Raw genomic sequence first — 26,339 nt, 5'->3', positions numbered from 1 at the left:
AAGGCGCGGAGCCGCAAAGCTCCGCGCCTTTTTTCATGGGGTCAGGGCGGAGGTCAGCCCTCGCCCTCCTCCTCTTCGGCGGCGAGGCGCGCCACCGAAACCACGCGCTCGCCCTCGCCGACGCGGAAGAGCGTCACGCCCGAGCCGCTGCGCGATTGAAGCGAGATCTGATCCGCGAAGGAGCGGATGGCCTGTCCGCCGTCGGTGGCGAGCATGAGCTGATCGCCCGCCTCCACGCGCAGAGCCGCCACCACCTGCTGACCGCCGCGCCGACCCGTGAAGGAGAAAGCCTTCACGCCCTGAGCGCCGCGTCCCTTGATGGGGTAGTAATAGGCCGAAGTCCGGCGCCCGAAGCCCTCGCTGGTGACGGTGAGGACCGTCTCCTCGGCTTCCGACATCTCGGCGTAACGCTCGTCCGAGAGCGCGGCCTCTTCTTCGGCGCCGTTCTCCTCCTCCTCGGCCTCCAGAGCCTCGACGGCGTCCTCTTCGGCCATGCTCTCCTGACGCTTGCGCTTGAGATAGGCCGAGATTTCGGCGGTGCTCGCCGCCACATGGCGCAGCACCGTCATGGAGACCACTTCGTCGCCCTCCACGAGGCGGATGCCCCGCACGCCGGTCGAGCTGCGGCTCTGGAAGACGCGCAGATCCTCCACGGCGAAGCGCGTGGCGCGGCCTCCGGCGGCGCTGAGCAGAATGCTGTCGTTCTCGTCGCAGAGCGAGGCCCCGACGAGGCGCACGCCTTCCGGCAGGACCATCGCCCGCTTGCCGTTCGACATCACCTTGGAGAAATCGGAGAGCTGATTGCGCCGCACGTCGCCGTCCGAAGTGGCGAAGACGATGTTCAGCTTATCCCAGTCCTCTTCGGGGGCGTCGATGGGCATGACGGCGGCGATGGTCTCGCCCTGCTCCAGCGGCAGCAGATTCACGAAAGCCTTGCCGCGGGTGGCGCGTCCGCCCTGAGGCAGGCGCCAGACCTTCAGCTTATAGGCCGTGCCGAGGGTCGAGAAGAACAGCACCGCCGTATGGGTGTTGGCGACGAAGAGCTGAGAAACCGCGTCCTCGTCCTTCATGCTCATGCCCGCGAGGCCCTTGCCGCCGCGCTTTTGCGAGCGGAATTCCTCGATCGGCGTGCGCTTGACGTAGCCGGAGGCGGTGATGGTCACCGCCATGTCTTCGGGGACGATGAGGTCTTCGTCTTCGAATTCCTCGGATTCTTCGAGGATCTCGGTGCGGCGCGGCCCGGCGAAGGCGGATTTCACCGCCGTAAGCTCCTCCGAGATGATCGCCAGAATCCGGGGGCGCGAGCGCAGGATGTCGAGCCAATCGACGATCTTCGCCGCCAGCTCCTTCAGCTCCGCGCCGACTTCCTCGCGGCCCATGGCCGTCAGGCGCTGCAAACGCAGATCAAGGATGGCGCGGGCCTGAATCTCGGAGAGGCGGTAAGTGCCGTCCGCGTTGATCTTATGCGAGGGATCGTCCACGAGGCGGATGTATTCCGCGATCTCCTGAGCGGGCCAGTCGGGCGCCATGAGCGCCTCGCGGGCGGCGGCCGGATCGGGCGCGGCGCGGATCAGCGCCACCACCCGGTCGACGTTCTCCACCGCCACCGCCAGACCACAGAGCAAATGGGCGCGCTCGCGGGCCTTGGAGAGGTCGTAGGCGGTGCGCCGCGCGACGGCCTCCTCGCGGAAGGCGAGGAAGGCGCCGAGGAAGCCCTTGAGATCCAGAACCTCCGGCCGCCCGCCCGAAAGCGCCAGCATATTGGCCGGAAAGCTCGTCTGCATGGCGGTGAATTTGAAGAGCTGATTCAGCGTGATCTCGGGCGTGGCGTCGCGCTTGAGCTCGATCACCACCCGCACGCCGCGCCGGTCGGATTCGTCCTGCACCGAGGCGACGCCCTCGACCTTCTTTTCGCGGGCCAGATCGGCGATCTTCTCGATGAGCGTCGCCTTATTCACCTGATAGGGGATTTCATCGAGGATGATCGCCATGCGGTCTTTGCGGATCTCCTCGAAGCGGGTCTTGGCCCGCAGGATGATCGAGCCGCGTCCGCGATGATAGGCCGCCCGCGCGCCCGCGCGCCCGAGGATCACGCCGCCGGTCGGGAAATCCGGGGCGGGGATATGCTCCATGAGATCGGCGACCGCGGCCTCGGGATTCGCGATGAGATGCAAGGTCGCGTCGATGACCTCGCCGAGGTTATGCGGCGGAATATTGGTGGCCATGCCCACCGCGATGCCGTTGGCGCCGTTGACCAGCAGATTCGGAAAGCGCGCCGGGAGAACGCTCGGCTCGCGGTCCTGATTATCGTAATTGGGCTGGAAATCGACGGTGTTCTTGTCGATGTCGGCGAGCAGCGCCTCCGCCACGCGGGCCATGCGCACTTCGGTGTAGCGCTGGGCGGCGGCGGGATCGCCGTCCATCGAGCCGAAATTCCCTTGGCCGTCCAGCAAAGGCAGGCTCATGGAGAAATCCTGAGCCATGCGCACGAGGGCGTCGTAAATGGCGGCGTCGCCATGCGGATGGTATTTGCCCATCACGTCGCCGACCACGCGGGCCGATTTGCGATAGGGCTTCGCATGGTCGAAGCCGGATTCGTTCATGCTGTGCAGAATGCGCCGGTGGACCGGCTTCAGCCCGTCGCGCACGTCGGGAATGGCGCGGCTGACGATCACGCTCATGGCGTATTCGAGATAGCTGCGGCGCATCTCGTCTTCGATGGCCACGACGGGGGTGTCGCCAGGGTTTTGGGGGGCGCCGGGCGCGCCTGACGGGAGGTTCGGATCCACGAGGTCGGTCAAGCGGGGCTCCGGGGAGAAATTCTGGAAAAAACCCTTGAAATTCCAAGCTTTCAGGGCGCTTGCGCCCTTATATCCCTCCCGGCTCGGAAGGGCAAGCGAACCGCCTTCGGAAAAGGCGGAAATCGGGCGTTTTCGGGTGAAAAACCGGAGATTCCCGCCGCGAAAAGAGCCGTCGGACAAGGAAAAGGCGCCTCCTCCGTTCTGGAGAAGACGCCTGTCCGAAAACCAGGCCGTCAGAGGCCCGGAGGCTTATTCCGGCTCGCCCTGAGGCGCCGCTTCGGCGGCCTCCCCTGCGGCGGCCGCGTCGACCTTGCGCGGACGTCCCCGACGCTTGGGCGCGGGCGCTTCGCCTTCGGGGGTCTCGGCCCGGACGATGCGCGCGCGGCGCTTGGGCGCGGGCGCCTCTTCGGTCGGGGTTTCGGCCGGAGCCGGAGCCGGAGCGGCGGAAGGAGGCTCAGGCGCCCGGAATTCGGGCTCAGGCGCCGCCGGGACCGGAGCGGGCGCCTCGAAGCGCGGCGCGGGGGGCTCAGGGGGCGCGAGCGGCGCGGGAGCGGGCTCCGCGGGGCTCTGAAGCGGCGGATTCAGAAAGGCGGGCGCCGCCTCGGGATGGCCGAAGCCCGTCGGCGCGGCGGGCGCGTCGTAGGATTCGCCGTAGCCCGGACGCGGATCGCGGCTCTGGGCGGAGCGGTCGTAGCCCCGGTCTCCGCGCTCGCCGTTGCGGTCGGCGCCGCGGGGCGCGAAGTCGGGATTCTGCTGACGGTCGTAAGGGCGCTGCTCGCCTTCGCGGCCTCCCTCGCGTCCGCCGTCCCGGTTCCGCTGGCCGTATTCGCCGCGCTGAGGACGGTCGCGGTCGAAACGACGGTCGTTGTTGCGGTCGCGGCCCCGATTATTGTCGAAGCGGCGCGGCTCGCCGTTCCCGGCGCCGTTGCCCGCGCCGTTTCCGTTCCCGTTATGCTGGCGCGGACGATCCTGCTGCGGCTCGAAACGCGGCGGGCGGGATTCGCGGGGATCGCTGTCTTCGTAAGCGCCTTCCTCGGCGCCCTCGGCTTCGGCGGCCTCTTCGCCGGCCTCGCCGAACTCCGCCGGACGGCGGGGCGGATCCTCATAGGCGCCGGTCGCGGCGAGGAGGATGCGGGTGTAATGCTCGGCGTGCTGGTGATAATTCTCAGACGCCACCCGATCCCCCGAAGTCGCGGCGTCGCGCGCCAGGGATTCGTATTTCTCGATGATCTGCTGGGCGGTGCCGCGCACCTTGCCGTCAGGCCCGGAGCTTTCATAAACCCGATTGAGCGAAGGCCCCATGGGTTTGCGGCCGATCTTGCCCCGGGGGCCGCGGAGATTCTGGGGTTTTATGGATTGTCTCATCAAACCATCGCTTGCGTGACGACCGACCGGGCGCTTGCGGCGCCGATCTCGTCAAAACTCTAGGCGAAATACGGTTAAGCGGAAAAGAACGCGCGCGTCTTGCGCTTGCGTCCGCGACCCGCTTGTCGCAAGGAGGCCCCTCGCCGGCGGCTCCTCTTGACGCGCAGTCTATAGCGATTTCCGCGCCGCTGACAAGCGTTCCGATCCGGAGATGGGTCAAAAAGGCGCGTTTTCCGTCATTTCGGACGTTTTTTCCCCCTGACGCCGGAAAATCAGGACTCTCGGGCGGCCTGCGGCGTCGTCGCGGGCCTCCTCAAGGGCGAAGCCATGGGCCTCGGCGAGGGCTGTCAGGGCTGCGCGCTGCTCATGGCCGTGCTCGAAGGCCGCTGCGCCCCCCGGCGCCAGAACCCGCGCCAGATCCGCCAGAATCCGCCGATAGGCCTCCAGACCGTCGGCGCCGCCGAAGAGCGCCATGGCGGGCTCGTGCCGGGCCACCTCGGGCGCCAGTTCGGGACGCTCCTCCTCGCGGATGTAGGGCGGATTGGAGACCACCAGATCGAAAGGCCCCTCGACCCCCGTCAGCCAGTCGCCGGAGCGCAGATCCGCCCTGCCCTCCAGCCCCAGAGCGGCGGCGTTGCTCCGCGCCACCTCCAGAGCGGCGGGCGAAGCCTCGATCCCCCGGCCCCGCGCCCCGGGAAGCTCGGCGAGCAGAGTCAGCAGAAGACAGCCCGTCCCCAGACCAAGGTCGAGAATCCGCGGCGCGGCGAGTCCCCGGCGGCGCAGAGCCTCAAGGGCGGCCTCGATCAGAGCCTCGGAATCCGGGCGGGGATCCAGCGTGTCGGAGGTGACGCGGAAGGCGCGGCCGTAGAATTCGCGCCGCCCGAGGATCTGCGCCATGGGGCGGCGGGCTTCGCGGGCCGAGACCCAAGCCTCGAAGCGTTCGGCCTCTTCGGGCGCGGGAGGCTCCTCCAGCCGGAGCGTCAGGGTCGCGCGGTCGAAGCCTGCGGCCTCGGCGAGGAGCATCCGCGCCTCGCGCAGGGGCTCCTCGATCCCCGCCGCCCTGAGCCGCGCCGCGGCCCCGCGTAAGATTTCGGCGCGGGTCATTCCTCCAGCGCCGCGAGGCGCTCGGCCTGATCGGCGGCGGTCAAAGGCTCGATGAGCATGTCCAGCGCGCCGTCCAGCGCCTCCTGAAGGCGATAGAGCGTCAATTCGATGCGGTGGTCCGTCACGCGGCCCTGAGGAAAATTATAGGTCCGGATGCGCTCCGAGCGGTCGCCGGAGCCGACCTGTCCCTTGCGCTCGGCGGCGCGGGCGGCGTCGGCCTCGCGGCGCTTGAGGTCGAAGAGCCGGGCGCGCAAGACCTCCATGGCGCGGGCGCGGTTCTGATGCTGCGACTTCTCCGAAGAGACCACCACGATTCCCGTCGGCTTATGGGTCAGGCGCACGGCGGAATCGGTTTTATTCACATGCTGGCCGCCCGCTCCGGAGGCCCGCATGGTGTCGAGGATCAGATCTTCTTCGCGGATCTCGACGTCCACCTCTTCGGCCTCGGGCAGCACGGCCACGGTGGCCGCCGAGGTGTGGATGCGTCCGCCCGCCTCGGTGCTGGGCACGCGCTGCACGCGGTGAGTCCCGGATTCGTATTTCAGCTTGGCGAAGACCCCCTCGCCCTTCACCCGCCAGACGCCTTCCTTCAGCCCCCCGAGATCCGTGGCCGATTCCTCCATGGCCTCGACGCTCCAGCCCTTCAGGGCGGCGTAGCGCAGATACATCCGCGCCAGATCCTGACCGAAAAGCGCGGCCTCCTCGCCGCCGGTTCCGGCGCGGATCTCCAGAATGGCGGAGCGTTCGTCCGCGACGTCCTTGGGCAGAAGGGCCAGCTTCAGCGCATGCTCGGCTTCGGGCAGAGCCCCGGAGATGCGGCGGCGCTCCTCTTCGGCGAGGGCGCGCATCTCGGGATCAAGCGCGAGGGCCTCGGCCTCGGCCAGCTCCTGAGTCAGGCGGCGGAAGCGCCCGGCGGCCTCGGCGACGGGTTTGGCCTCGGCGTAATCCTTCATCACGCCCGCGAAGTCCTCGGGCGAGAGCGAGCCGGACAAACGCGCTTCGAGATATTCGAAACGCTCGATGAGCCGTCGAAGGAGGTCGTCTGCGATCATGCGCGCATCTGCCTGCGCGGGAGGAGGCGCGTCAAGTTAGATTCGCGGAAAGCCTCCCCCCGCGCGGAAGGGAGCGCGGAGAGGAGGCCGCCGGATCGCGATTCAGAGGCGCCGCGCCCAGAGGGCGATGGACGCCAAAAGCAGCAGCGCGCCCGCCAGCGCGCCGCCCAGAGCTTTTCACGGCAGAAGCAGAGTCTCCGTCGAGGGGAAGGAGACGTCGTAGCCGAATTTCAGCACGCGGGTCTCGCGGGGCTTCAGCTCGATCTCCCAGGCGACCACGCCGCGCCGCCCGTCGACCTCGCGGGCGGTCGGGGCCGGGTCGGAGACGAGGTTGATCTTGATCCGCGCGTCCTCGGTGAAGGGCGCCGCGTCCAGAACCGTGATCTTCTGCGGCTGATCGGTCAGATTCTCCAGCTTATGCTCGAAACGGCGGCTGGTGATCTTCTCGGCGCGGAAGATGCGCTCCTCCTCGGCCTTGACCTCGACGATGCGGAACTCGACCCGCACGGCGTCGCTCTGGCCGAAGGAGACCTTGGCCTTGTCGCCGGGAGCGGCGCGCCCCAGAGAGGACCGGCCCACGAAGACGCCGTCGCGATAAAGGCTCGCCTCGCCCGAAAGGATCGGCGCCGCCGAGCCGTTGACGAAGCTCGCCTGAAGATAGGCGGATTTATCGAGGCGCGGCGAGCTCCGCAGGACCACTTCGGCGGGGCTCTCCTCCGAGCCGATCAGCAGCTGCTTGGAGGCGCCGTCGCCGCCCAAATCCGCCGGATCGGGAATGCGGAAGCTCACCGTCTCGCCCTGCATCTCGCTGGCCGCCCCGACCACCACGGCCGCCTTGCGCTGACGCAGATCGGCGGAATCCGCCATGGCGATGGGCGCCGGAGGCGGAGGAGGCGGAGGCGCGAAAGCCGCCGATTCCATCGCCATGCCGCGCATCGCCGCCATGCCGCCGCCGCCCATGCCGACCGAGGGGCGCGGAGGCTGGAGCCCGGCCTCGAAGGAATAGGGCTCCGGCGCGGCGGAGCGGCCCGAAGGCCGCGCGGTGGAGAGGGTCAGAGCCACCTTCTCCCAAGGCTCGCCGGTGGTCTGAAGCACCATGGCGCGGCGGGTCAGCTCGACGGTCGGCTTTTCGCCCATGGTCAGGCGCGCGTCGTAGACGGGGCGCCAGAGCGCCTCCTCGCTCTGATAACGCAGGACCAGCGTGATCTCGCCCGCCGCCTCGGCGGTCACGTCCACCGCCAGCACCGAGGCGTCCGACGCGCCGGAGGAGGTTTCGTTGAGCTGGGCGTGGAGCATCTCGATGCGGCGGTCGATGTTGCGGATCTCGACTTCGGTCTGCACGCGCGAGTCCTGCGCGGATTTGATCCCCTCGCCGGTGAGGCGCCAGAACTCCGCCCAATCCTCGACCGGAACCGTGGCGGCGCCTTTCTCGCGGCTGCGGGCGTCGGTCTGGCTCTGGATCATGGCCTCGATCATGCGCTTTTGCGCCTCGGCGGCGTCGAGGGCGTTCCGCGCATAGGCTTTCTGATCCTCAAGCCCCTGAATCGCGTCGAAAATGCGCTGACGCTCGCTCTCCAGCCGGGTTTGCAGCGCCGCGACGTCGGCGGCGCGCTCGTCGATGGCGAGGATGCTGAAGGCGGCTTCGCCCTCGCCCTCCACCCGGAGGGTGGCGCGGTCGAAATTCTGCGGCAGGCCCGGCACGATCAGCGTATGGCGCCCCGCCGAGGTCAGCGTGAACTCCGCCTGACGCTCCACCAGAGCGCCCCTTGGGTAAAGCGTGGCCGCGACCACCTTCGATTCGGCTTCGAATTCATCGGCCATGGCCGCGCTCCCCATTCCGCAAAGCGCAAGCGCCGCGGCGCTGCCGAGAAGACTCAGATGACGACGCATTCACAAGGCTCCTTTTCACATCTCCGCTCCGGGCCCGATCACAGGCCGACGCTGCGGAGTTCATACGCCAAATATATACTGAACGTCACTCAAAAAACAAAAGCGCCCCGCCTTTCCGCTGTTCATCCGCATGAGGCGGCCCCTCTCCGCCGCTTGCGCCCGCGTCCCGGCGGCGCCACAAGCGAACCAAGCGCAAATTCAAGGCGGGATCATGACGATCAATTCCCCCTCCTCCTCCCGGCCTCCCCTCCCGCGATCCTCACGCCCGCGATTCATCGCGCGCTTCGGGGCCGGGCTTTCCGAGGGCTCCGCCGCCGAAGCGCCGAGTCTGGGCGGCAAGGGGGCGCAGCTCTGCGAGCTGGCGCGGCTGGGCCTGCCGACCAAACCGGGCTTCGTCATTTCCCTGGAGGCGGGGCGCGCGGCCAAAGGCGAGATCGGCCCGGCGCTCGAAGCCGGGATCGAAGCCGCGCTCGGCTGGCTGGAGGAAGCCACGGGGCTGAGCTTCTCGGACGCGACGCGGCCTTTGCTGGTCTCGGTGCGCTCCTCGCCCCCGATCTCCATGCCGGGGATGATGGACACCTTGCTCAACGTCGGGCTGACGCGCGAGGCGACGGCGGGTCTGGCGATGCGGGCGGGGGGGAATCTCGCCTTCGCGCTGGATTGCCGCCGCAGGCTGCTGCCCGCCCTCGCGGAGATCGCCTTCGACATCGAGCCGGATCTCTTCGAGGAGGCCCTCGACGAGCTGAAGGAGGAGCGCGACCTGCGCGAGGATTCCGAGCTTTCCGCCGGAGACTGGGCCGAGGCTCTGGAGCGCTTCGAGCGCATCCTCGAAGAGGAGGAGGCCGCCAATCTGCCCGATTCGCCCCGCGAGCAACTGGCTCTGGCGATCAAATCCGTCTGGGCCAGCGCCGAGGGCGCCCGCGCCCGCGCCTGGCGGAGCCTGCATAAGCTGCCGCAGGACATGGGCGCGGCGGTGGTGGTGCAGGCCATGGCCTTCGGGAATCTCGGGCCGGATTCGGCGACGGGCGTCGTCTTCACCCGCGATCCCTCGACCGGCGCGCCGGGGCTCTTCGGGGAATATCTGCCTCAGGCTCAGGGCGAAGAGGTGGTTTCGGGGCTGCGCACGCCGCGTCCTTTGTCGAAATCCGCCCGCGAGGCCCTCGGGGGACGCGCCCCCTCGCTGGAGGAGGTCGCGCCGGGGGCCTACGCCGATCTGGCGGCGGCCTGCCGCAAGCTGGAGGCCGAGCGGCTCGACGTGCAGGACGTCGAATTCACCGTCGAAAGCGGCGAGCTTTTCCTGCTCCAGACCCGCCCGGCCCAACGCACGCCCCGGGCGGCTTTGCGCATCGCGGCGGATCTGGCCTCGGAGGGGCTGATCTCGCGCGACGAGGCCCTTTTGCGCGTGGCCCCCGCCCTGCTGGAGCGGCTGCTCCATCCGGGCGTCGATCCCTCCGCGCGGCGCGAGACGGCGGCGCGGGGCCTTGCGGCTTCTCCGGGGGCGGCGGTGGGCGAGGCGGTCTTCACCGCCGCCGAAGCCGAGGCTCTGGCGCGCTCGGGGCGTCCGTCGATCCTCATCCGCGCCGAGACCAGCCCCGAGGACATCCGCGGCATCTACGCCGCCGACGGCGTGCTGACCGCCCGCGGCGGCATGACCAGCCATGCGGCGGTCATCGCGCGGGGGCTGGGCAAACCCTGCGTCTGCGGGGCGGGCGAGATGCGGATCTTCGAAAACGAGGGGCTGGCGCGTCTGCCGGGCGGCAGGATCATCCGGCGCGGCGATCCTCTGACCCTCGACGGCACGGCGGGCGAAGCGCTGTTCGGAGCCATGCCTCTGATTCCTCCGCCGCAGGAGGAGGCCTTCGAGCGGATCATGGGCTGGGCCGACGCCCGGCGGCGCCTCGGGGTGCGGGCCAACGTCGACGCGCCCGCCGAAGCCGAGCAGGCGCTGAAATTCGGCGCCGAGGGCATCGGGCTTTGCCGCAGCGAGCAGGCGCTCTTCTCGACGGGCCGCCTGACGCCGCTGCGCGAGACCATCCTCGCCAGCGATCCCCACGAGCGCCGCGCGGCTCTGGAGAAGCTCGGCGCGGCGCAGAGGGCCGATCTCGAAGCCTTGTTCCGGCCCATGGCGGGCCTGCCGGTCGCTTTGCGGCTGATGGACCCGCCTCTGCATGAATTCCTCCCCAAGACCCCGGAGGAGATGGCCGAGACGGCGGCCTCGCTCGGCGTTTCGGCGGAGGCGGTGGCGGCGCGGGCGGCGGATCTCGCCGAGTTCAATCCGATGCTCGGACGGCGCGGCTGCCGGATCGGCGTGCTCTATCCCGAGATTTACGAGGCTCAGGCCCGCGCGGCCTTCGAAGCGGCGCTGGATCTGGGGCCTTTGGCGCCCAAGCCTCTGGAGATCATCCTCCCCTTCCTCGCCACGCGCAGCGAAATGAGCCTGCTGCGCCGCCAGATCGAGGAGACGGCGCGGCGCGTGCTGGACGAATGGGGCGCGCCGCCCGAAGCTCTGGACTGGCGGCTCGGGGCGATGATCGAGACTCCCCGCGCGGCTCTGCGGGCGGAGGATCTCGCGGAGGACTGCGATTTCTTCACCTTCGGCACCAACGACCTGACTCAAATGACCTTCGGCCTCTCGCGCGACGACGCGGGCCGCTTCATGCGCGACTACATCGCGGCGGGGGCGCTCTCGGCGGATCCCTTCCACGTCTTCGACGAGGTGGGCGTGGGCGAGCTGATGCGGCTGGCCGTGGCGCGGGGCCGCGCGCGCAAGCCGGGCATCCTCCTCGGGGTCTGCGGCGAGCATGGCGCCGATCCCGAGGCCGTGTCTCATTTCCATGAGATGGGCGTGGATTACGTCTCCTGCTCGCCTTACCGGGCGCCGGTGGCGCGTCTGGCGGCGGCTCAGGCGGCGATCAGGTCGGACAGGGCGGCGGATCGGGCGAAGGAGGCTCCGCCCGAAAGCTGACGTCAGCCGTTCTTGAGGCCCAGCACGTCGAGCATGTCGTATTCGCCGGGCTTTTGCGTCTGGCCCCAGAAGGCGGCCTTCACGGCGCCCCGCGCGAAGAGGCTGCGGTCGGTGGCGACATGCTTCAGAACGATCCGCTCGCCGGGGGCGGCGAAGATCACCTCATGCTCGCCCACCACGTCGCCCGCGCGCAGGCTGGCGAAACCGATGTCGCCCCGCCGACGCGCGCCCGTATCGCCGTCGCGGCCGCGGTCCGAGACCTCGGAAAGCTTGACGCCGCGGCCCGCCGCCGCCGCCTCGCCGAGCATCAGGGCGGTGCCGGAAGGGGCGTCGACCTTTTTATTATGATGGGTTTCGAGGATCTCAATGTCGAAATCCGCGTCGAGCGCCTGAGCCACGCGCTTGGTCAGGAGCGTCAGCAGATTCACGCCGAGCGACATGTTGCCCGCCCGAATCAGCACGGCGTGACGCGCCGCCGCCTCAAGGCGCGGCAGCTGCTCCGGGGCGAATCCGGTGGTGCCGATCACATGGGTCAGCCGCGCCTGAGCCGCGAGGTCGGCGTGCTCCAGAGTGGCGGCGGGGGCGGTGAAGTCGAGGACGGCGTGGCTGCTCGCGAAGATCGGCAAGGGATCGTCGGTCACTAAAATTCCGAGCTTGCGCCCAAAGCCCAGAACCTCGCCGCCGTCCTGCCCGATCCAGGGATGGCCGGGGCGTTCGGCGAGGCCGGAGAGCTCGGCGCCCTCGGTCGCCAGAACCTGAGCGGCCAGAACCCGCCCCATGCGGCCCGAGGCCCCCAGAACGGCGATGCGGATCGGCGAAGACATGATGCGGGCTCTCCTCTGCGCGAGGGCTGGAGCGGTTTCCGGACAAACCGGGCCGTTCAAATGCTCTAATTTTCGTTGGCCGCGCTTTCACGACGCGAAGCCTGAGCGGCTTCGCTGAAAAGCGCTTCAGGGGCTAACGCGGCGCGGCCCGCCGCGCAAGAGACTCTCTGCTCAGAGCCTCTCCAGCCCCTCGTTGAACCGCGCGACCACCGCCGCGAGCGCAATGAAGACGAGCAGGCCCGCCAGCCAAGGGAAAACGCCCGGCAGAAGGCAGAGCAGCCCCAAAGCCGCGAAGGCGGCCCATCTTTCGAGGCGCCGCGTCGGCCAAGGCTCGGCCTCGCCGCGGAATCCGGCGCGGTCGGCGGCGCGGCGCGCGGCGTGGAGGTCATAGGCGAGCGTCGTCGCCGACCAGATCCCCCAAGCGGCCAAAAGCGCCGCCGCCGCCACGCCATGGGCCGCGGGCACCTGAATCCCGAAGCCGAGGATCGCCAGAGCGGGCCCGGCCGCGTTCAGAGAATCATTGAGGAAGGCGCCCCGGTCTGTGCCGATGGTGGCGCGCGCCACGGCGCCGTCCAAACCGCCGAGGAACCCGGCGGCGAGCAGGGGAATCAGCGCCAGCCAAGACCAGCCGGCCGCGATCAGCGCCGCCGCCGCGACCATGCAGCCGAATCCGGCCCAAGTGACCGAATCCGCCCGCGCGCCGAGCAAAGCGGCGCGACGGCCCATGCGGGCCATGAAAGGATCGACGAGCGTCCTCAGACGCTGCTCAAGCACGCCGACCTCAGCGCGGCGGCTGACGGCGGCGGTCCTCGACGCGGACCTCGGCGTAGCGCACGCCCTCGATCACGCCGTCGGGGCGCGCGAAGGGACCAGCCTCCTCGCGAGTCTCGGAGGTCTGCGCGCCGCCCTTGAATTTCGCCCAAAGGCCCAGCGCCAGAGCCGCGCCGCCGCCGATCACCAGCAAAGCCGCCGAAGCGACCACCGCCGTCGCGATCAGAACCGCGCCCAGAGCCAAAGCCCCCACGGTCGCCAGAATCCCGCGCGGCGCGCGCGGCGTCGAGAAGACGAAAACCCGGTTGGGCATGAGTCGCTCCCTGAATTCCCTGAAGCCTTGCGGCTCCGTCGGACGCGCCCAAGCGCGCCTTTGCTGAGAAGATAGGCGTTCCGCCCCGCTCTGAAAAGACCTTCGGAGGGGCGGGGTCCGCCTGCGGGCTCACGTTTTCGCGTCCTCCCGGCCTTCTCCGCGCGCCCGCCCGCGCGCCACCCGCGCGCCAGCCCGGCGCTGAAGCCCCTTGCGCCCTCTCCTTCAGGATGTTCAAACCCATGCTCAGAGACTCGGGCGGCCTTCATCGCGCCGCCCGCGCATCCTGCGGACGCTCCGCCTCGTCGCAGCGTCCGCCCCCGGCCGTCATAAGGAGTCCTCCCATGACCTTCACTCTGCCCGACCTGCCTTACGCTCACGACGCGCTCGCCGCCTCCGGCATGTCCGAAGAGACGCTGAAGCTGCATCACGACCTGCATCACAAGGCCTATGTGGACAACGCCAATAAGCTGATCGTCGGCACGGGCCTCGAAAGCAAGACGCTGGAGGAGGTGGTCCGCGCCAGCCATGGCGACCCCAAGCTCAAGGGCCTGTTCAACAACGCCGCCCAGCATTGGAACCACGTCCAGTTCTGGAGCTGGATGAAGCCCGAGGGCGGCGGCGAGCCTCCTGCGGCTCTGGCCGCGGCCCTGACCGGCGCCTTCGGCTCGGTCGAGGGCTTCAAGGCCGAATTCGTGAAGGTCGGCCTCGCTCAGTTCGGTTCGGGCTGGGTCTGGCTGGTCTCGGAGAACGGCGCGCTGAAGGTGGTCTCGACCCCGAACGGCGAGAACCCGCTCCACGCCGCCGGACAGACCGCCCTGCTCGGCTCCGACGTCTGGGAGCATTCCTATTACGTCGACTTCCGCAACAAGCGTCAGGGCTACCTTGAGAACTTCCTCAACAAGCTTGTGAACTGGGACGACGTCGCGGCGCGCCTCGCCGCGGCCTGAAGCCCTTCCGAGACCTGATCTCCGGGCCGGTCCCCTTGCGGGGTCCGGCCTTCTTCCTTGCGCTTTCCGCTCTTCTCTCCTCCGCCGAGGCCGACATGTCCAAGTTCGGACCCTTCCTTTACGCCATCGTCGCGGTGGCTTGCTGGGGCCTTTCGCCATTGCTCTATCATGCTCTGGAGCATGTCCCGGCGGGCGAGATCGTCGCCCATCGCGGGCTCTGGGGCGGCCTGATCCTCTTTGGAATCGGGATCTTCACCGGCCGCATCCCGCAGATCCGCGAGGCCATGGGCAAACCGAAGCTCATGGGGCTGATCGCCGTCGCGGCTTTTCTCGTCTCGATCAACTGGATCGGCTTCGTCTGGGCGGTGCAGGTGGGGCGCACCGCCGAATCGAGCTTCGGCTATTACATCTATCCCCTGATCGCGGCGGGGGCGGGCTATGTGCTGCTCGGGGAAAGATTCTCGCGGCTTCAGGCGGTGGCTCTGGCTCTGGCGGGCGCGGCGGTGCTGGCTCTGGCGGCGGCGGGCGACGGCGTGCCTTGGCTGGCGCTGTATCTGGCGATCACCTTCGTCGCCTATGGATTCTTACGCAAGTTGACGCCGGTCGGCCCCATGGCGGGCACGATTCTGGAGATGGCCATCGTCGCGCCTTTCGCGATCTTCTGGCTGGCGAAGGTTTCAGGCGGCGTCTTCGTCACCGGCGACTGGAGCGACCGCGCCTTGCTGATCTTCGCGGGGCTGGTCACGGGCGCGCCTCTGGCCCTCTTCGCCACGGCGACCAAGCGTCTGCCTTATTCCACGATCGGGATTCTGTTTTATCTGAATCCGACCTTGCAGTTTCTCTGTTCGCTCTATTTCGGCGAGCCCGCCGACGCCGGAAGGCTGGCGGCCTTCGCGGTGATCTGGACGGCGGTGGGGCTTTATTGCTTCGACCTCTGGCGGCAGGGCCGACGCCCGGCGCCCGATCAGGTGAATCTCTGAGCCTTCGAAGGCCGCCGAAACGGCCGCGACGGCGCGCAGCCCCTGCTCTGGGCTGCGCGCCGCTGCGTCGCGTGGAGAGAACGACGCTCTCGGAGCCTCCCGGCCAGCAAGAATCTCGCCAGCCGGAGGGGAGAGGAGAGCCTCACAAACCTCAGCAGTAGAGCGAGGCGAGGTTCTTGGAGGAGGACAGCGCGCTGGAGCCCATGCCGAGAACGCCGTTGACGCCCGCCTGGAAGCTGTTGAAGGCGCCGGTGCCGGTGGCGTAGCCGCTCACGCCCTTGCCGCTGATCCCGACTTGGAAGCCCGAGCCGTTGCCCGCGCCCATGATCGAGCCCTTGCCGTTCTCGAAGCCGAACTCATAGGCGCCCTGGCCCTGGCCCGAGAGGAAGTTCTTCCCGTCGCCGACCTGGAAGCCGTAGTTCGAGGTCTGGTTCGAACCCCAGCCGCCGCCGATCCCGCCCCAGGAGCCGCCGAAGCCGCCGCCATAACCGCCGCCGTAGCCGCCGCCGATGTTGATGTCGACGCCGATGTTCACGCCCGGCTTGGAGGGGCTGGTCGGCTTGGTCGAGACCGGCGGGCAATAGGGGGCGGTCGGCGTCGTCGGCTTGGAGGGCTTGCTCGGCTTCGTGGGCGTGGTCGGCGGGCAGAAGGCCGCCGATTTCGCGCCGAAGAGGGAGGAGCCGAAGGATTTGGCGAAATTCGAGGAAATCGTCATTTATGTAAGTCCCCTAATGAAGTTCCGATATGAGTAACTTAGGCCGGATTTTCCGAAAATGGAATCTTATTTCGTGTCAAAATAATTCATTTTTACACATAAGGAGAAATTTACCCTAATACGCCCCTCCGGAGCGGGTCATTTTGAATGAATCCCCCGGCGAAAGGCCGCCTCTCCGCGAGGAGGTCGGCCCAAAAACACGACGCGGCCCCCTTGCGGGAGCCGCGCCATGATCGGAACGTCTTCGAGGGACGAACTCGAAGGGTTCGCCGGAGATCAGCAGAAGAACGCGTTCTTCCAGCCGTTCTGCGCGGATTGGAGGCCGAAGCCCGCCAGAGAATTCATCGGCCCGAAAGCCTGCTGGCTGACGCGGAGATTCAGCGCGCGCGCGCCGTTCGCGCCGACCGCCCCGCGGTAAGCCATGGAGTTGACCACCCCGCCGAAGCCGGGACGGAAGCTCCCGAAACGGCTCGCGCCGCTGAAGGCGTTCGCGCGGCCCGCGCTGAAGCCGCTGAAGCGGCTGAAGCCGTTGAAGCGCGTCGGCCCGCCGAAGGAGCCGAGACGGCTCGCGCCGCCGCCCAAACCGCCCCCGAAGCCGCTCCCGAAACCGCCCCCGAAAGAGCCGGGACGCGGGCCGAGATTCGCGCCGCTGATGCGCACGCCCACCTGCACCCCGCCGCTCCGAACGCCGATCTGCACGCCGTTCGCGTCCACTCTCACCCGCGCCTGACCGCGCGGAGCGGCCAGGCCGTTGGAATTGAAGCCCGCCCAGGACTGGGACCGTCCGCCGGAAGAGCGATGCGCGAAAGCGCCTGAAGAACCAACGCCGTCCAAGGAACACATATTTATAACTCCCCAAGGTAGAACTTAACGACATGTTCCATAATAATCCTGTGAAATTCCTTTTCCAAGATAAAATGTCCCATTATGTTACTAATCCAGATGGAGAACCTTGAGGAGTTCAGATCTTCGCCCCCATGGCGCCGAAGCTCGGACGCCCTCCCTCCACCCCTCTCCGGGCCCGCCGCGCGCCTCGGGCGGCCGAAGGGCCGACGAAAAAAGCGCGACCTCCTTACGGAGGCCGCGCCCTGCGCCGCAGCCCTTGGCCGCGACGCGCGTCTCAAATCGATCGAGCCGACGAAATCAGCAGTCGATGCCCGGCTTGCTGCCGCCCTTGCCGTGGTTATGGCCGCTGTGGTCGCCCTTGCCGCCATGGTTGCCGAAGCCGCCATGGTTGCCGAAGCCGCCCTGATTGCCGCCGAAGCCGAAGCTGGGACGACCGCCGCCGAAGCCGAAGCCGCCCTGGTTGCCGCCGAAGCCGAAGCTGGGACGACCGCCGCCGAAGCCGAAGCCGCCCTGGTTGCCGCCGACGCCGATGTTGATGCCGATGTTCACGCCGCCCTGATTGCCGCCGAAGCCGAAGCCGCCTTTGTTGCCGCCGAAGCCGAAGCCGCCCTGATTGCCGCCGAAGCCGAAGCCGCCTTTGTTGCCGCCGAAGCCGAAGCCGCCTTTGTTGCCGCCATGGCCGCCGCCGAAGCCGAAGCCGCCGTGGCTGCCGCCGAAGCCGCCTTTATTGCCGCCGAAGCCGAAGCCGCCATGGTTGCCGCCGAAGCCGAAGCCGCCGCGGTTCTGGCCGCCGAAGTTCACGCCGCCTTTGCTCTGGCCGCCGAAGTTCACGCCGCCGAAGCTGATGCCGCCGACGTTCACGCCGCCTTTGCTCACGCCGCCGACGTTCACGCCGCCGCGGCTGTTGCCGCCGAAATTCAAGCCGCCGAAGCCGGAGCCGAAACCGCCGCCGAAGCCGCCGAAGCCGCGACCGAAACCAACATTGCCCAAGGACGAACCCATAGGAATATCTCCCATTGCAGAAGTATTAACGACGAGCAAAGGATATTCCAAAAAAAACACAATGCAAGAGCTCTTTGTCTCAAAACGAACCAATAACTCTGGGAATCCTCTTGTTTCGAGCCAAAAAAGGACTTGCCTCTCAGGGTTTCACGAAGGATGCTCCGCCCGCCGCGCGCCCTCCGTCGATTCCCGCGCGCGGGTCCGAATCTGGAGCGCAATGACGGCTTTCTCCTCGCCCCGCATCGTCTCCGCGATCCTCGGGCCCACCAACACCGGCAAGACCCATCTCGCCATAGACCGCATGCTCGGGCGCAAATCCGGCGTGATCGGCTTTCCTCTGCGTCTGCTGGCGCGCGAGGTCTACGACCGGCTCGTGCGGGCGCGCGGGCCTTCTCAGATCGCGCTGGTGACCGGCGAAGAGAAGATCGTCCCGGCCACGGCGAAATATTACATCTGCACCGTGGAGGCCATGGCGCTCGACTGGGGCGCCGACTTCCTCGCGGTGGACGAGATCCAGCTCTGCGCCGATCCCGAGCGCGGCCATGTCTTCACCGACCGGCTGCTCAACGCGCGCGGACTTCAGGAGACGATGTTCCTCGGCTCGGCCTCCATGCGCGACAAAATCCGCGCGCTGGTTCCCGAAGCCGAGATCCAGCAGCGCGAAAGGCTCTCGACCCTCTCCTGGGTGGGCTCGAAGAAGCTCTCGCGCCTGCCGCCGCGTTCGGCGGTGGTGGCCTTCTCGGCGGAGAACGTCTACGCCATCGCCGAGCTGCTGCGCCGTCAGAAAGGCGGGGCGGCGGTGGTCATGGGCGCCATGAGCCCCCGCACCCGCAACGCTCAGGTCGAGATGTTCCAGTCGGGCGAGGTGGATTACCTCGTGGCCACCGACGCCATCGGCATGGGGCTGAATCTCGACATCCATCAGATTTTCTTCGCGGGGCTGGAGAAATTCGACGGCCGCCGCCACCGGCCTCTGACGGTCGCGGAGCTGTCGCAGATCGCCGGACGCGCCGGACGCCACACCAACGACGGCGGATTCGGCGTCACCGGCGAGGCCCGTCCCATCGATCCCGAGATGATTCGCGAGATCGAGGAGCATCGCGTCGATCCGGTGCGCCATATCTGGTGGCGCAATTCGCGGCTGGAGCTCGCTTCGCCGGAGGCTTTGCTCAAATCTCTGGAGGCGCCGCCGCCCGCGCCGGGGCTGATGCGCGTCCGCGACGCCGACGACGAAGGCGTCCTGAAGATTCTGCTGCGCGATTCGGAGATCCGCGATTCGACGCGCGGACGCTCCGCCGTCAAGCTGCTCTGGGAGGTTTGCCAGACGCCGGACTTCCGCAAAAGCGGTTTGAACGAGCATGCGGCCCTTCTGGAGCGCATTTACGCGTTCCTTAGCGGCGGCGGCGGCGTTATACCCACGGAATGGATGGCCGAGCAGATGGGCCGCCTCGACCGCACGGACGGCGATATTGACGCGATTTCGAAACGTCTGGCTTATATCCGGACTTGGACCTATGCGGCCCATCGTCCGGACTGGCTCGCCGACCCCGCTTATTGGCGCGAGGCGACCCGGGCGCTGGAGGACCGCTTGTCGGACGCGCTGCACGCGCGGCTGACTCAACGCTTTGTCGATCGGCGCGCGAGCTTGCTGATGCGCCGCTTGAAGCAGAAGGAGGAGCTCGTGGCGAGCGTGGATAAAGATGGATCCGTCGCCGTCGAGGGCGAGTTCGTGGGCCGCATCGAGGGCCTGCGCTTTCAGCCGGACAAGGAGGCCGAGGGCGCGCAGCTCAAGGCCCTTCTGGCCGCCAGCGCCGCCCCCGTCGCCGCCGAGCTGACTCAGCGCGTGGAGAAGCTCTACGCCGCCTCGGACGCGGAGATCGACTTCACCGAGCAAGGCGGGCTCGTGTGGGACAACGTGGTCGTCGGGCGCATCGTGAAGGGCGCCGAGCCGCTCGCGCCCAAGGTCAAGGTCTTCGCCGACGATCTGCTGGAGGCCGTCAGCCGCGAGCGCGCCGAACGCCGGCTTCAGCAATGGCTCGACCGGCGCGTGGCCACGCTCTTCGAGCCGCTGAACGCGCTGAAGAACGACGAGGCCATGACCGGGCTCGCGCGCGGCGTGGCCTTCCAGCTCTCCGAATCGCTCGGCGTGCTGCCCCGCGCGGGCGAGGCCGCCGCCAGCGTCAAAAGCCTCGATCAAGAGGGCCGCGGGCAGCTGCGCAAACATGGCGTGCGCTTCGGCCAGCACACGATCTTCATCCCCGCCCTGCTCAAGCCCGCCGCCGCGCGGCTGAGGCTGACGCTCTGGGGCGTCTTCGGCGAGCTGGAGGAGATCCCGGCGCCGCCTCCGGCGGGGGTGGTCACCTTCCTCGCGCCCGAGTCGGCTCCGGCGGCCTATTATCCGATGTCGGGCTATCGGCGCAGCGGCGCGCGGGCCATCCGCATCGACATGCTGGAGCGGCTCGCGGATCTCATCCGCACCCTCGACGGCCGGACCGGATTCGAGCCCTCGCTGGAGATGCTGTCCATCACCGGCCTGACCATGGATCAATTCGTCGATCTCATGAGCGGCCTGAACTACGTCGCGGAGAAGGGCGAGCGCCCCAAGCGCAAGCCCGAAGCCGCCAAGGCCCCCGCCAGCGACGCGCCTCCGGCCGAAGCCGCCGCGCCGGAGGCGGTCGATTCGCCCGAGGCCGCCGCGCCCGAGGCGCCGGAGGAGGCCCCCGCCCCGGTCGAGGCCGTCGCGGAGACGCCCGCCGAACCGCCGGTCGAATCCCCTGTCGAGGCCGCCGCCGAATCCCCCGCCGAATCCCCTGTCGAGGCGGCCGCTCCTGAGGAGGCGGAGGCCGCCGAGGCCGCGCCTCAGGCGAAGGCCCAGTCCGCCCGCGAAGAGATCGAAGTCTTCTATCTCCTGCGCTACAGCCCCCGCGCCCGCACCGAGCGCGGCCCCCGCCGCGAAGGCGCTCGCGAAGGCGGACCGCGTCGCGGCCCCCGTCAGCAGGCGGGCGCTCCGGCGGGCGCGGGCGGCGCCCCCCGCGAAGGCGCGCCGCGCGAAGCCCGCGAAGGCGCTCCGAGAGAGGGACGCCCCCCGCGCCGCGAAGGCGAGGGCGGCCGTCCTCAGGGCGAACGCCGTCCCCGCGGCGAAGGCGGAGATCGTCCGCAGCGCGAAGGCGCCCCCCCGAGAGAGGGCGGGCGTCCGCCGCGCCGCGAAGGCGAGGGCGGCCGTCCTCAGGGCGAGCGCTTCGAGCGTCGCGGCGGCCCGCGCCGTCCGCCGGAGGATCGCGGCCCCCGCGCCTATGTCGCGGCCCCGCCGCCCGCCGCCGGAGAAAAGAAGGGCGCGCCCTCCGATTCGCCTTTCGCCGTGCTCCAGCGGCTGAAGGACCAGACTTGAGGCCCCGGCCTTGAAGCGCGACGGACGCGGCGGCGCCAAAAGCGCCCCGCCCGAAGCTCTCGCCGAATCCTCTGAAGAATCGGGCGGCGCGCGCCGCCTCGACAAATGGCTTTTCGCGGCGCGCTGGTTCCGCACCCGCGCCGCCGCCGCCGAAGCCGTGGCCTCAGGCGCGGTGCGGCGGAACGGAATCCGCTGCGTGAAGCCGGGCCAGACTCTGAATCCCGGCGACGTCCTGACCATCCGCAGGGCGCGCGACGTGGCGCTGATCCGCGTGCTCGCCTTCGCCGACCGGCGCGGCGGCGCCGAGCAGGCTCAGGGGCTCTATCAGGAAATCGGATCGGATCATGCGGAACCAGACCTTGCGTCCAAGGACGCGCGCGCCTAAGCACAGCGCCTAAGCGGCGTCCTGCGGGGCGCCGGGAGCTTGAGGGATTCCCGATGACTTACGTCGTCACCGACAACTGCATCCGCTGCAAATACACCGATTGCGTCGAAGTCTGTCCTGTGGACTGCTTTTACGAAGGCGAGAACATGCTCGTCATCCATCCGGACGAATGCATCGACTGCGGCGTCTGCGAACCGGAATGCCCCGCCGACGCGATCCGGCCCGACACGGAGCCCGATCTGGAGTCCTGGATCGATCTGAACCGCAAATACGCCGAGATCTGGCCGAACCTCACCACGGCCAAGCCCGCTCTGGCCGAAGCCGAGAAACATGACGGCGAATCGGGCAAATTGGAGAAGTATTTCTCCGAGACTCCCGGCGAAGGCGATTGAGATCCTCCCGCGCGGACCTGACCCAAGGGTCAGGGCGCTTGCGGGAGGGGGAAAGCCCGGATGTGGAATTTGCGGCCTTCCGTCGCATTTGAGTGAAATTCATTTCAAAATTCATTTTGAGACGGCGTTCACGTCTTGAGAAAATCCTGTCGCAATGCTATAATCATGCCATAATCTGGTGAGATAAGTCGATCTTCGCGCCCTAATTCCGGGACACGTGCGAGATTCGCCCGACGCGGCGAAGACGCTCCGGCTCCAAGCCGTGCGTCTTGCGTTTTCGTGTCGAGTCGGGCGGCCCGGTCGGCGCAGCGCGTCCATCGACTTTTTTCGCCCGAAGGCGGCCGCCGGACGGAGCCTTTTCCGCTTTGGCGGAAGCTCCGAAAAGCGCACCAATACGAAACAATTATGGGCGATCGCGATGACGAAGACAACAAGCAAGGCGCAGAAAAAGTCTCATTTTCGGGCGAACGAATACGTCGTTTACCCGGCGCATGGCGTCGGGCGCATCGTTTTGATCGAAGAGCGTGAAATCGCCGGCGCGAAGCTGGAGCTGTTCGTCATCTCCTTTGAAAAGGATAAGATGACGCTCCGCGTGCCCACCGCCAAGGCGGAGAGCATCGGCATGCGCCCGCTCGCCGACGTGGACACGCTCGGCAAGGCGCTCGACACTCTGCGCGGCCGCGCCCGCGTGAAGCGGGTGATGTGGTCGCGCCGCGCGCAGGAATATGAGCAGAAGATCAATTCCGGCGATCTGATCTCCATCGCCGAGGTGGTCCGCGACCTGCACCGCGCCGACGATCAGCAGGAGCAGAGCTATTCCGAGCGTCAGCTTTACGAGGCCGCCCTCCAGCGCCTCACCCGCGAGCTGGCCGTCGTCGAGAAGATCGACGAGACCGACGCCGTCAAGCGCGTCGAGAACGCGCTGGTGCGCCGCGCCGCCTGAGCTTTCGCGCGATCCTCCGGGATCGCGCCCTCTTCTTCGACGCCCGCAGCTTCTCCGGAAGCGCCTCTTCGCCCCGCCCGATCAGATCGGCGCGGGGCGTTTTCATTCTCCCGAGGCCCCCAGACGCGCCTGATAGCCCGCGCGATCGGTCAGACCATTGAACCATTCCATGCAGGCCTCGAAGCGCCGCCAAGCCTCGGCGCCGATCTCGCCCGGAGGCTCGACGCAGGTGGCTTGCTCCCCCCGATCCGGCCCCGCATGCCAGGTGCCATAAGCGCCGCGTCCGCCCGATTCCAGCGCGAGGCTCTCGCCGCGGTCCAGATTGGCGAAATTCGGCGGCGGCGCCTCCTTCGCGCAGGCCGACAGACCTAAGACGGCGATTCCTCCCAACACGAGCATCCGCATGGCCGACTCCCCCTTTTCGAGAGGAGAAGCCTGCCAGAGGCGATCCGCCGCGTCATGCGTTTTTCACGCAGCCCACTGAGCATACCTGCGCCTGACGCCGGACTAGAGCGCTTTCCAGCGAAGCCGACCAAGCTTCGCGTCGCGAAAGCACGCTCAAATCAAGGTTGAGGGCTTTGTTCGATCATGCCGGATCGCTCAGGTTTCGACTGGGCCGCCTTCGCACGAGGCGAAGCCGTTTCGGCTGCGCTGGAAAACGCTCTAGTCCGGCGTCAGGCGATAGCCCACCCCGCGCACCGTGCGCAGGAATCGCGGATTGGCGGCGTCGTCCTCCAGCTTGCGCCGCAGACGCGCCACCAGAACATCCACCGTCCGCTCGTCTCCGGCCTCCAGCGCGCCGAGCAGCGCCGCCCGCTCCAAAGGCTCATGCGGCTGCTCCGCCAAAGCCGAGAGCATGGCCTCTTCGGCGCCGGTCAGATGGATCGGCTCCTCTCCCCGGCGCAATTCGCCGCGCGGGCGGTCATAGGTCAGGCCGCCGAAACTCAGCGTCGCGGGAGCCTCGGGCGCAGGCGTGAGCGGCGGCGGACGAAAAGCCCGGCGCAGGATGGCCTCGATGCGCAAAGCCAGCTCGCGCGGCTCGAAGGGCTTGGCGAGATAATCATCCGCCCCGGCCTCCAGCCCCTTGATGCGGTCGGCGGATTCGCCCCGCGCGGTCAGGAGCAGGCTCGGAGGGCCGCCGGTCTCGCGCAGCCAGCGCGCCAGAGACATTCCGTCCTCGCCGGGCATCATCACGTCCAGAACCACCAGATCGAAGAGTAAAGACCCGATCAGCCGCCGCGCGGCGGCGGCGTCGGCGGCGCCGCTGGCCCGCCAGCCCTGACGCGCCAGATAACGCTCTAAAAGCTGGCGAATCCGCGCGTCGTCGTCCACCACGAGGATATGCGGCGGATCCTCCTTCATGAGCGGGCGATCATGCTCAGAGCGCGGCCGCGCTCGGATTCGTCGATCATCAATTCGAGCACCCGGCGGAATCCGGCGACGGCCTCGGGTCCGGCGGCCTGAAAGGCGGCGCGCATCCGGCGACGCTGGGCCTCCTGCAAGCGCTTCTCCAGAGCCGCCCCCGCCTCGGTGAGGAACAGGCGCCGCTGTCGACGATCCTTCTCCCCGACGCGCTGGGCGATCAGCCCCTGATCCTGCAAAGGCCGCAGCACCCGCGCCAAAGATTGCTTTGCGATGCGCAGAATCCCGAGCAGCTCCGCCACGGTCAGCCCCGGATTCCCCCCGACGAAATGCAGCACCCGATGATGCGCCCGTCCGAAATCCATTTCCTGAAGAATGGCGTCGGGATCGCTGGTGAAGTCGCGATAGGCGAAAAACAGAAGCTCGATCCCCTGCCGCAAATTCTGATCGGTCAGATACAGCAGATGATCCGCCGAAAGCGGCGAGGCGGCGCGGTCGGAGGCCGGAGCGGGAGAGGAGACGGGCATGAGCGTCCTTGCCGAATCGCTTTTCAGGTGAAACGCTAGGCCGACCGAAGCGGAATAAGGCGTCGGACGGCGGCCCGCGAAATAGGGCATAAATATTGACATAAATCAAGTCGGCTGCTACCGCTCGGGCAAGGCCCCCGAACAAGCGGCCGCAGGAAACGCCCCGTCAATCATATCGGATCTCATGAGATGTCCCAGCCCTTCCACGACCGTGACGGATTCATCTGGCAAGACGGCGCTCTGCGCCCTTGGCGCGAAGCCAACGTCCATATTCTGACCCATGCGCTGCATTACGCCGGGGCCGTCTTCGAGGGCGAGCGCGCTTACGGCGGCGTCATCTTCAAGTCGCGCCTGCATTCCGAGCGCCTGCATAATTCGGCGCGGCTCCTCGGCTATCAGGTGCCTTTCACCGTCGAGGAGATCGACGCGGCCAAGCAGGAGGTCCTCAAGGCCAATGGGCTGACGGACGGCTATCTGCGCGCTTTGGCCTGGCGCGGCTCGGAGATGATGGGCGTCGCGGCTCAGAAGAACACGATCCACCTCGCCATCGCGGCTTGGGCTTGGGGCGCTTATTTCGCGGGCGAGCTCAAGGGCATCCGTCTGACCATGGCCGACTGGCGCCGTCCGGCGCCCGACACCGCGCCGTCTCAGGCGAAGGCCTCGGGCCTTTACATGATCGCCACCATGTCCAAGCACGCCGCCGAGGCCAAAGGCTACGCCGACGCCCTGATGCTCGATTATCGCGGGCAGGTCGCCGAGGCCACCGGGGCCAACGCCTTCTTCATCAAAGACGGCAAAGTGCACACCCCCACCCCGGATTGCTTCCTCAACGGCCTGACGCGCCAGACGGTGATCGACATCCTGCGTCATCGTCAGGTCGAGGTGGTCGAGCGGGCGATCCAGCCCAACGAGCTGGAGAGCTTCGAGCAATGCTTCCTGACCGGCTCCGCCGCCGAGGTCACCCCCGTCGCCGAGATCGGGCCCTATAATTACGAAGTCGGCGCCCTGACCAAGCAGGTCGTGCAGGATTACGCCGACCTCGTGCGCGGCAAGATCTCCATCTGAGCCGCAAGGCCGGAGCGCAGCAAAGGGGCGGGGCCGCGAGGCGCCGCCCTTTTTCAATGCTCAAGCCAGCGCCGCGCATTCCCCATGGCGCGGACAGCCCAGCATATGGTCGTTGACCAGCCCCATGGCCTGCATGGCGGCGTAGACGATCACCGGGCCGCAGAAGACGAAGCCCTCGGCCTTGAGCGCCTTGGACAGCGCCGTGGATTCCGCCGTGGCGGTCGGGACTTCGCTCATGCTCCGGAAGCGGTTCTGGATCGGCCGCCCCTCCACGAATTTCCAGAGGAATTGCGAGAATCCTTCGCGCGCCTCGATCTTCTCCCAAGCGCGGGCGCCCTTGATCGCGCCTTCGATCTTGCCGCGATGGCGCACGATCCCCGGATTCTGAAGCAGGCGCGCCACCTCCGGCTCGCCCCATTGCGCGATTCGCGCGGGCTCGAAGCCTTCGAAGGCCGCGCGGAAGGCCGGACGCTTACGCAGAATCGTGATCCACGAAAGCCCGGCCTGGAATCCGTCGAGAATCAATTTTTCGTAAAGCGCCCGCCCGTCGCGCTCAGGAACGCCCCATTCCTGATCATGATAGGCGACATAAAGCGGATCGCTCCCGCACCAAGGGCAACGGTCGGGGTCTGCAGAGGCGGTCATGCGCGAATCTCCGGAAAAGAAGGCGAGGTTTTCGTATGGCGCTCGGCTTTATCGCGA

General features: G+C 68.0%; 23 protein-coding genes. 8 read left to right on the top strand and 15 right to left on the bottom strand.

Annotation, left to right across the window (positions count from 1 at the left end; genetic code table 11):
• Window positions 1–53: 53 nt before the first annotated feature.
• The 5 genes from gyrA to B161_RS0107235 all read right to left on the bottom strand — a co-directional run bounded on the left by gyrA (window position 54) and on the right by B161_RS0107235 (window position 8,143).
• Entirely contained in the window at window positions 54–2,801 is a 2,748-nt protein-coding gene (gyrA, locus tag B161_RS0107255; RefSeq protein WP_051085749.1) for a DNA gyrase subunit A, read from the bottom strand.
• A 249-nt stretch (window positions 2,802–3,050) separates the two neighbouring features.
• Window positions 3,051–4,166 (bottom strand): DUF4167 domain-containing protein, encoded by a 1,116-nt coding sequence (locus B161_RS0107250; RefSeq protein ID WP_083922920.1) that lies wholly within the window; start codon window positions 4,164–4,166, stop codon window positions 3,051–3,053.
• A gap of 216 nt (window positions 4,167–4,382) precedes the next feature.
• Complete coding sequence (gene prmC, locus B161_RS17220; protein ID WP_018632702.1) at window positions 4,383–5,270, bottom strand: peptide chain release factor N(5)-glutamine methyltransferase; 888 nt, start codon at window positions 5,268–5,270, stop codon at window positions 4,383–4,385.
• Window positions 5,267–6,322 carry a peptide chain release factor 1 gene (prfA, locus tag B161_RS0107240; RefSeq protein ID WP_018632701.1) on the bottom strand — a complete coding sequence of 352 codons (1,056 nt, stop codon included), beginning with the start codon at window positions 6,320–6,322 and terminating at the stop codon, window positions 5,267–5,269. The genes prmC and prfA overlap by 4 nt, the downstream gene beginning before the upstream one ends.
• A gap of 177 nt (window positions 6,323–6,499) precedes the next feature.
• Window positions 6,500–8,143: a mucoidy inhibitor MuiA family protein gene (locus B161_RS0107235; protein WP_157755575.1), complete on the bottom strand. Its 1,644-nt coding sequence runs from the start codon at window positions 8,141–8,143 to the stop codon at window positions 6,500–6,502.
• 280 nt (window positions 8,144–8,423) lie between these two features.
• On the opposite strand from B161_RS0107235, the gene ppdK reads away from it, so the two are divergent.
• Window positions 8,424–11,177, top strand: a complete 2,754-nt coding sequence (gene ppdK / locus B161_RS17215) for a pyruvate, phosphate dikinase (protein WP_018632699.1) — start codon at window positions 8,424–8,426, stop codon at window positions 11,175–11,177.
• 2 nt (window positions 11,178–11,179) lie between these two features.
• Here the strand turns inward: ppdK and dapB are convergent, their stop codons facing one another.
• The 3 genes from dapB to B161_RS0107215 all read right to left on the bottom strand — a co-directional run bounded on the left by dapB (window position 11,180) and on the right by B161_RS0107215 (window position 13,085).
• Window positions 11,180–12,001 (bottom strand): 4-hydroxy-tetrahydrodipicolinate reductase, encoded by an 822-nt coding sequence (gene dapB, locus B161_RS0107225; RefSeq protein ID WP_018632698.1) that lies wholly within the window; start codon window positions 11,999–12,001, stop codon window positions 11,180–11,182.
• 171 nt (window positions 12,002–12,172) lie between these two features.
• Window positions 12,173–12,775 (bottom strand): CDP-alcohol phosphatidyltransferase class-I family protein, encoded by a 603-nt coding sequence (locus B161_RS17210; protein WP_018632697.1) that lies wholly within the window; start codon window positions 12,773–12,775, stop codon window positions 12,173–12,175.
• A gap of 7 nt (window positions 12,776–12,782) precedes the next feature.
• Window positions 12,783–13,085 (bottom strand): hypothetical protein, encoded by a 303-nt coding sequence (locus B161_RS0107215; protein ID WP_018632696.1) that lies wholly within the window; start codon window positions 13,083–13,085, stop codon window positions 12,783–12,785.
• A 341-nt stretch (window positions 13,086–13,426) separates the two neighbouring features.
• On the opposite strand from B161_RS0107215, the gene B161_RS0107210 reads away from it, so the two are divergent.
• Window positions 13,427–14,032 carry a superoxide dismutase gene (locus B161_RS0107210; protein ID WP_018632695.1) on the top strand — a complete coding sequence of 202 codons (606 nt, stop codon included), beginning with the start codon at window positions 13,427–13,429 and terminating at the stop codon, window positions 14,030–14,032.
• A 95-nt stretch (window positions 14,033–14,127) separates the two neighbouring features.
• Window positions 14,128–15,012 (top strand): EamA family transporter RarD, encoded by an 885-nt coding sequence (rarD, locus tag B161_RS0107205; RefSeq protein ID WP_026310260.1) that lies wholly within the window; start codon window positions 14,128–14,130, stop codon window positions 15,010–15,012.
• A 151-nt stretch (window positions 15,013–15,163) separates the two neighbouring features.
• Here the strand turns inward: rarD and B161_RS19815 are convergent, their stop codons facing one another.
• From B161_RS19815 to B161_RS19565, 3 genes are all read right to left on the bottom strand, one after another.
• On the bottom strand, window positions 15,164–15,727 hold the full coding sequence (locus B161_RS19815) for a hypothetical protein (RefSeq protein ID WP_051085744.1): 564 nt from the start codon (window positions 15,725–15,727) through the stop codon (window positions 15,164–15,166).
• Window positions 15,728–16,003: 276 nt separating this feature from the next.
• Complete coding sequence (locus tag B161_RS19410) at window positions 16,004–16,441, bottom strand: hypothetical protein (protein WP_157755574.1); 438 nt, start codon at window positions 16,439–16,441, stop codon at window positions 16,004–16,006.
• A gap of 429 nt (window positions 16,442–16,870) precedes the next feature.
• Entirely contained in the window at window positions 16,871–17,575 is a 705-nt protein-coding gene (locus tag B161_RS19565; RefSeq protein WP_018632692.1) for a hypothetical protein, read from the bottom strand.
• 217 nt (window positions 17,576–17,792) lie between these two features.
• Here B161_RS19565 and B161_RS0107180 point away from each other — a divergent pair, with 217 nt between their 5' ends.
• The 4 genes from B161_RS0107180 to B161_RS0107165 all read left to right on the top strand — a co-directional run bounded on the left by B161_RS0107180 (window position 17,793) and on the right by B161_RS0107165 (window position 22,683).
• Window positions 17,793–20,963: a helicase-related protein gene (locus B161_RS0107180; RefSeq protein WP_018632690.1), complete on the top strand. Its 3,171-nt coding sequence runs from the start codon at window positions 17,793–17,795 to the stop codon at window positions 20,961–20,963.
• 10 nt (window positions 20,964–20,973) lie between these two features.
• Window positions 20,974–21,348: a S4 domain-containing protein gene (locus B161_RS17190; protein ID WP_018632689.1), complete on the top strand. Its 375-nt coding sequence runs from the start codon at window positions 20,974–20,976 to the stop codon at window positions 21,346–21,348.
• A 53-nt stretch (window positions 21,349–21,401) separates the two neighbouring features.
• Window positions 21,402–21,740: a ferredoxin FdxA gene (gene fdxA / locus B161_RS0107170; RefSeq protein WP_018632688.1), complete on the top strand. Its 339-nt coding sequence runs from the start codon at window positions 21,402–21,404 to the stop codon at window positions 21,738–21,740.
• A 418-nt stretch (window positions 21,741–22,158) separates the two neighbouring features.
• Window positions 22,159–22,683: a CarD family transcriptional regulator gene (locus tag B161_RS0107165; RefSeq protein ID WP_018632687.1), complete on the top strand. Its 525-nt coding sequence runs from the start codon at window positions 22,159–22,161 to the stop codon at window positions 22,681–22,683.
• Window positions 22,684–22,785: 102 nt separating this feature from the next.
• Here the strand turns inward: B161_RS0107165 and B161_RS0107160 are convergent, their stop codons facing one another.
• The 3 genes from B161_RS0107160 to B161_RS0107150 form a co-directional block, all read right to left on the bottom strand.
• The gene (locus B161_RS0107160) at window positions 22,786–23,088 is read right to left on the bottom strand and encodes a hypothetical protein (protein WP_018632686.1); all 303 of its coding nucleotides are present in this window, start codon (window positions 23,086–23,088) and stop codon (window positions 22,786–22,788) included.
• 258 nt (window positions 23,089–23,346) lie between these two features.
• Window positions 23,347–24,045 carry a response regulator gene (locus tag B161_RS0107155; protein WP_018632685.1) on the bottom strand — a complete coding sequence of 233 codons (699 nt, stop codon included), beginning with the start codon at window positions 24,043–24,045 and terminating at the stop codon, window positions 23,347–23,349.
• Window positions 24,042–24,572, bottom strand: a complete 531-nt coding sequence (locus B161_RS0107150; RefSeq protein WP_018632684.1) for a MarR family winged helix-turn-helix transcriptional regulator — start codon at window positions 24,570–24,572, stop codon at window positions 24,042–24,044. Before B161_RS0107150 ends, B161_RS0107155 begins: the two co-directional genes overlap by 4 nt.
• A 189-nt stretch (window positions 24,573–24,761) precedes the next feature.
• On the opposite strand from B161_RS0107150, the gene B161_RS0107145 reads away from it, so the two are divergent.
• On the top strand, window positions 24,762–25,637 hold the full coding sequence (locus B161_RS0107145) for a branched-chain amino acid aminotransferase (protein WP_018632683.1): 876 nt from the start codon (window positions 24,762–24,764) through the stop codon (window positions 25,635–25,637).
• Window positions 25,638–25,697: 60 nt separating this feature from the next.
• On the opposite strand, the gene B161_RS0107140 is transcribed toward B161_RS0107145, so the two are convergent.
• Window positions 25,698–26,282 (bottom strand): DNA-3-methyladenine glycosylase I, encoded by a 585-nt coding sequence (locus B161_RS0107140; RefSeq protein ID WP_018632682.1) that lies wholly within the window; start codon window positions 26,280–26,282, stop codon window positions 25,698–25,700.
• Window positions 26,283–26,339: the final 57 nt, after the last annotated feature.

Source organism: Neomegalonema perideroedes DSM 15528, from assembly GCF_000374145.1.
Lineage (GTDB): Bacteria > Pseudomonadota > Alphaproteobacteria > Rhodobacterales > Rhodobacteraceae > Neomegalonema > Neomegalonema perideroedes.
The sequence above is the reverse complement of the archived record's forward strand: the minus strand, read 5'-3'. Positions and strand labels throughout refer to the sequence as shown.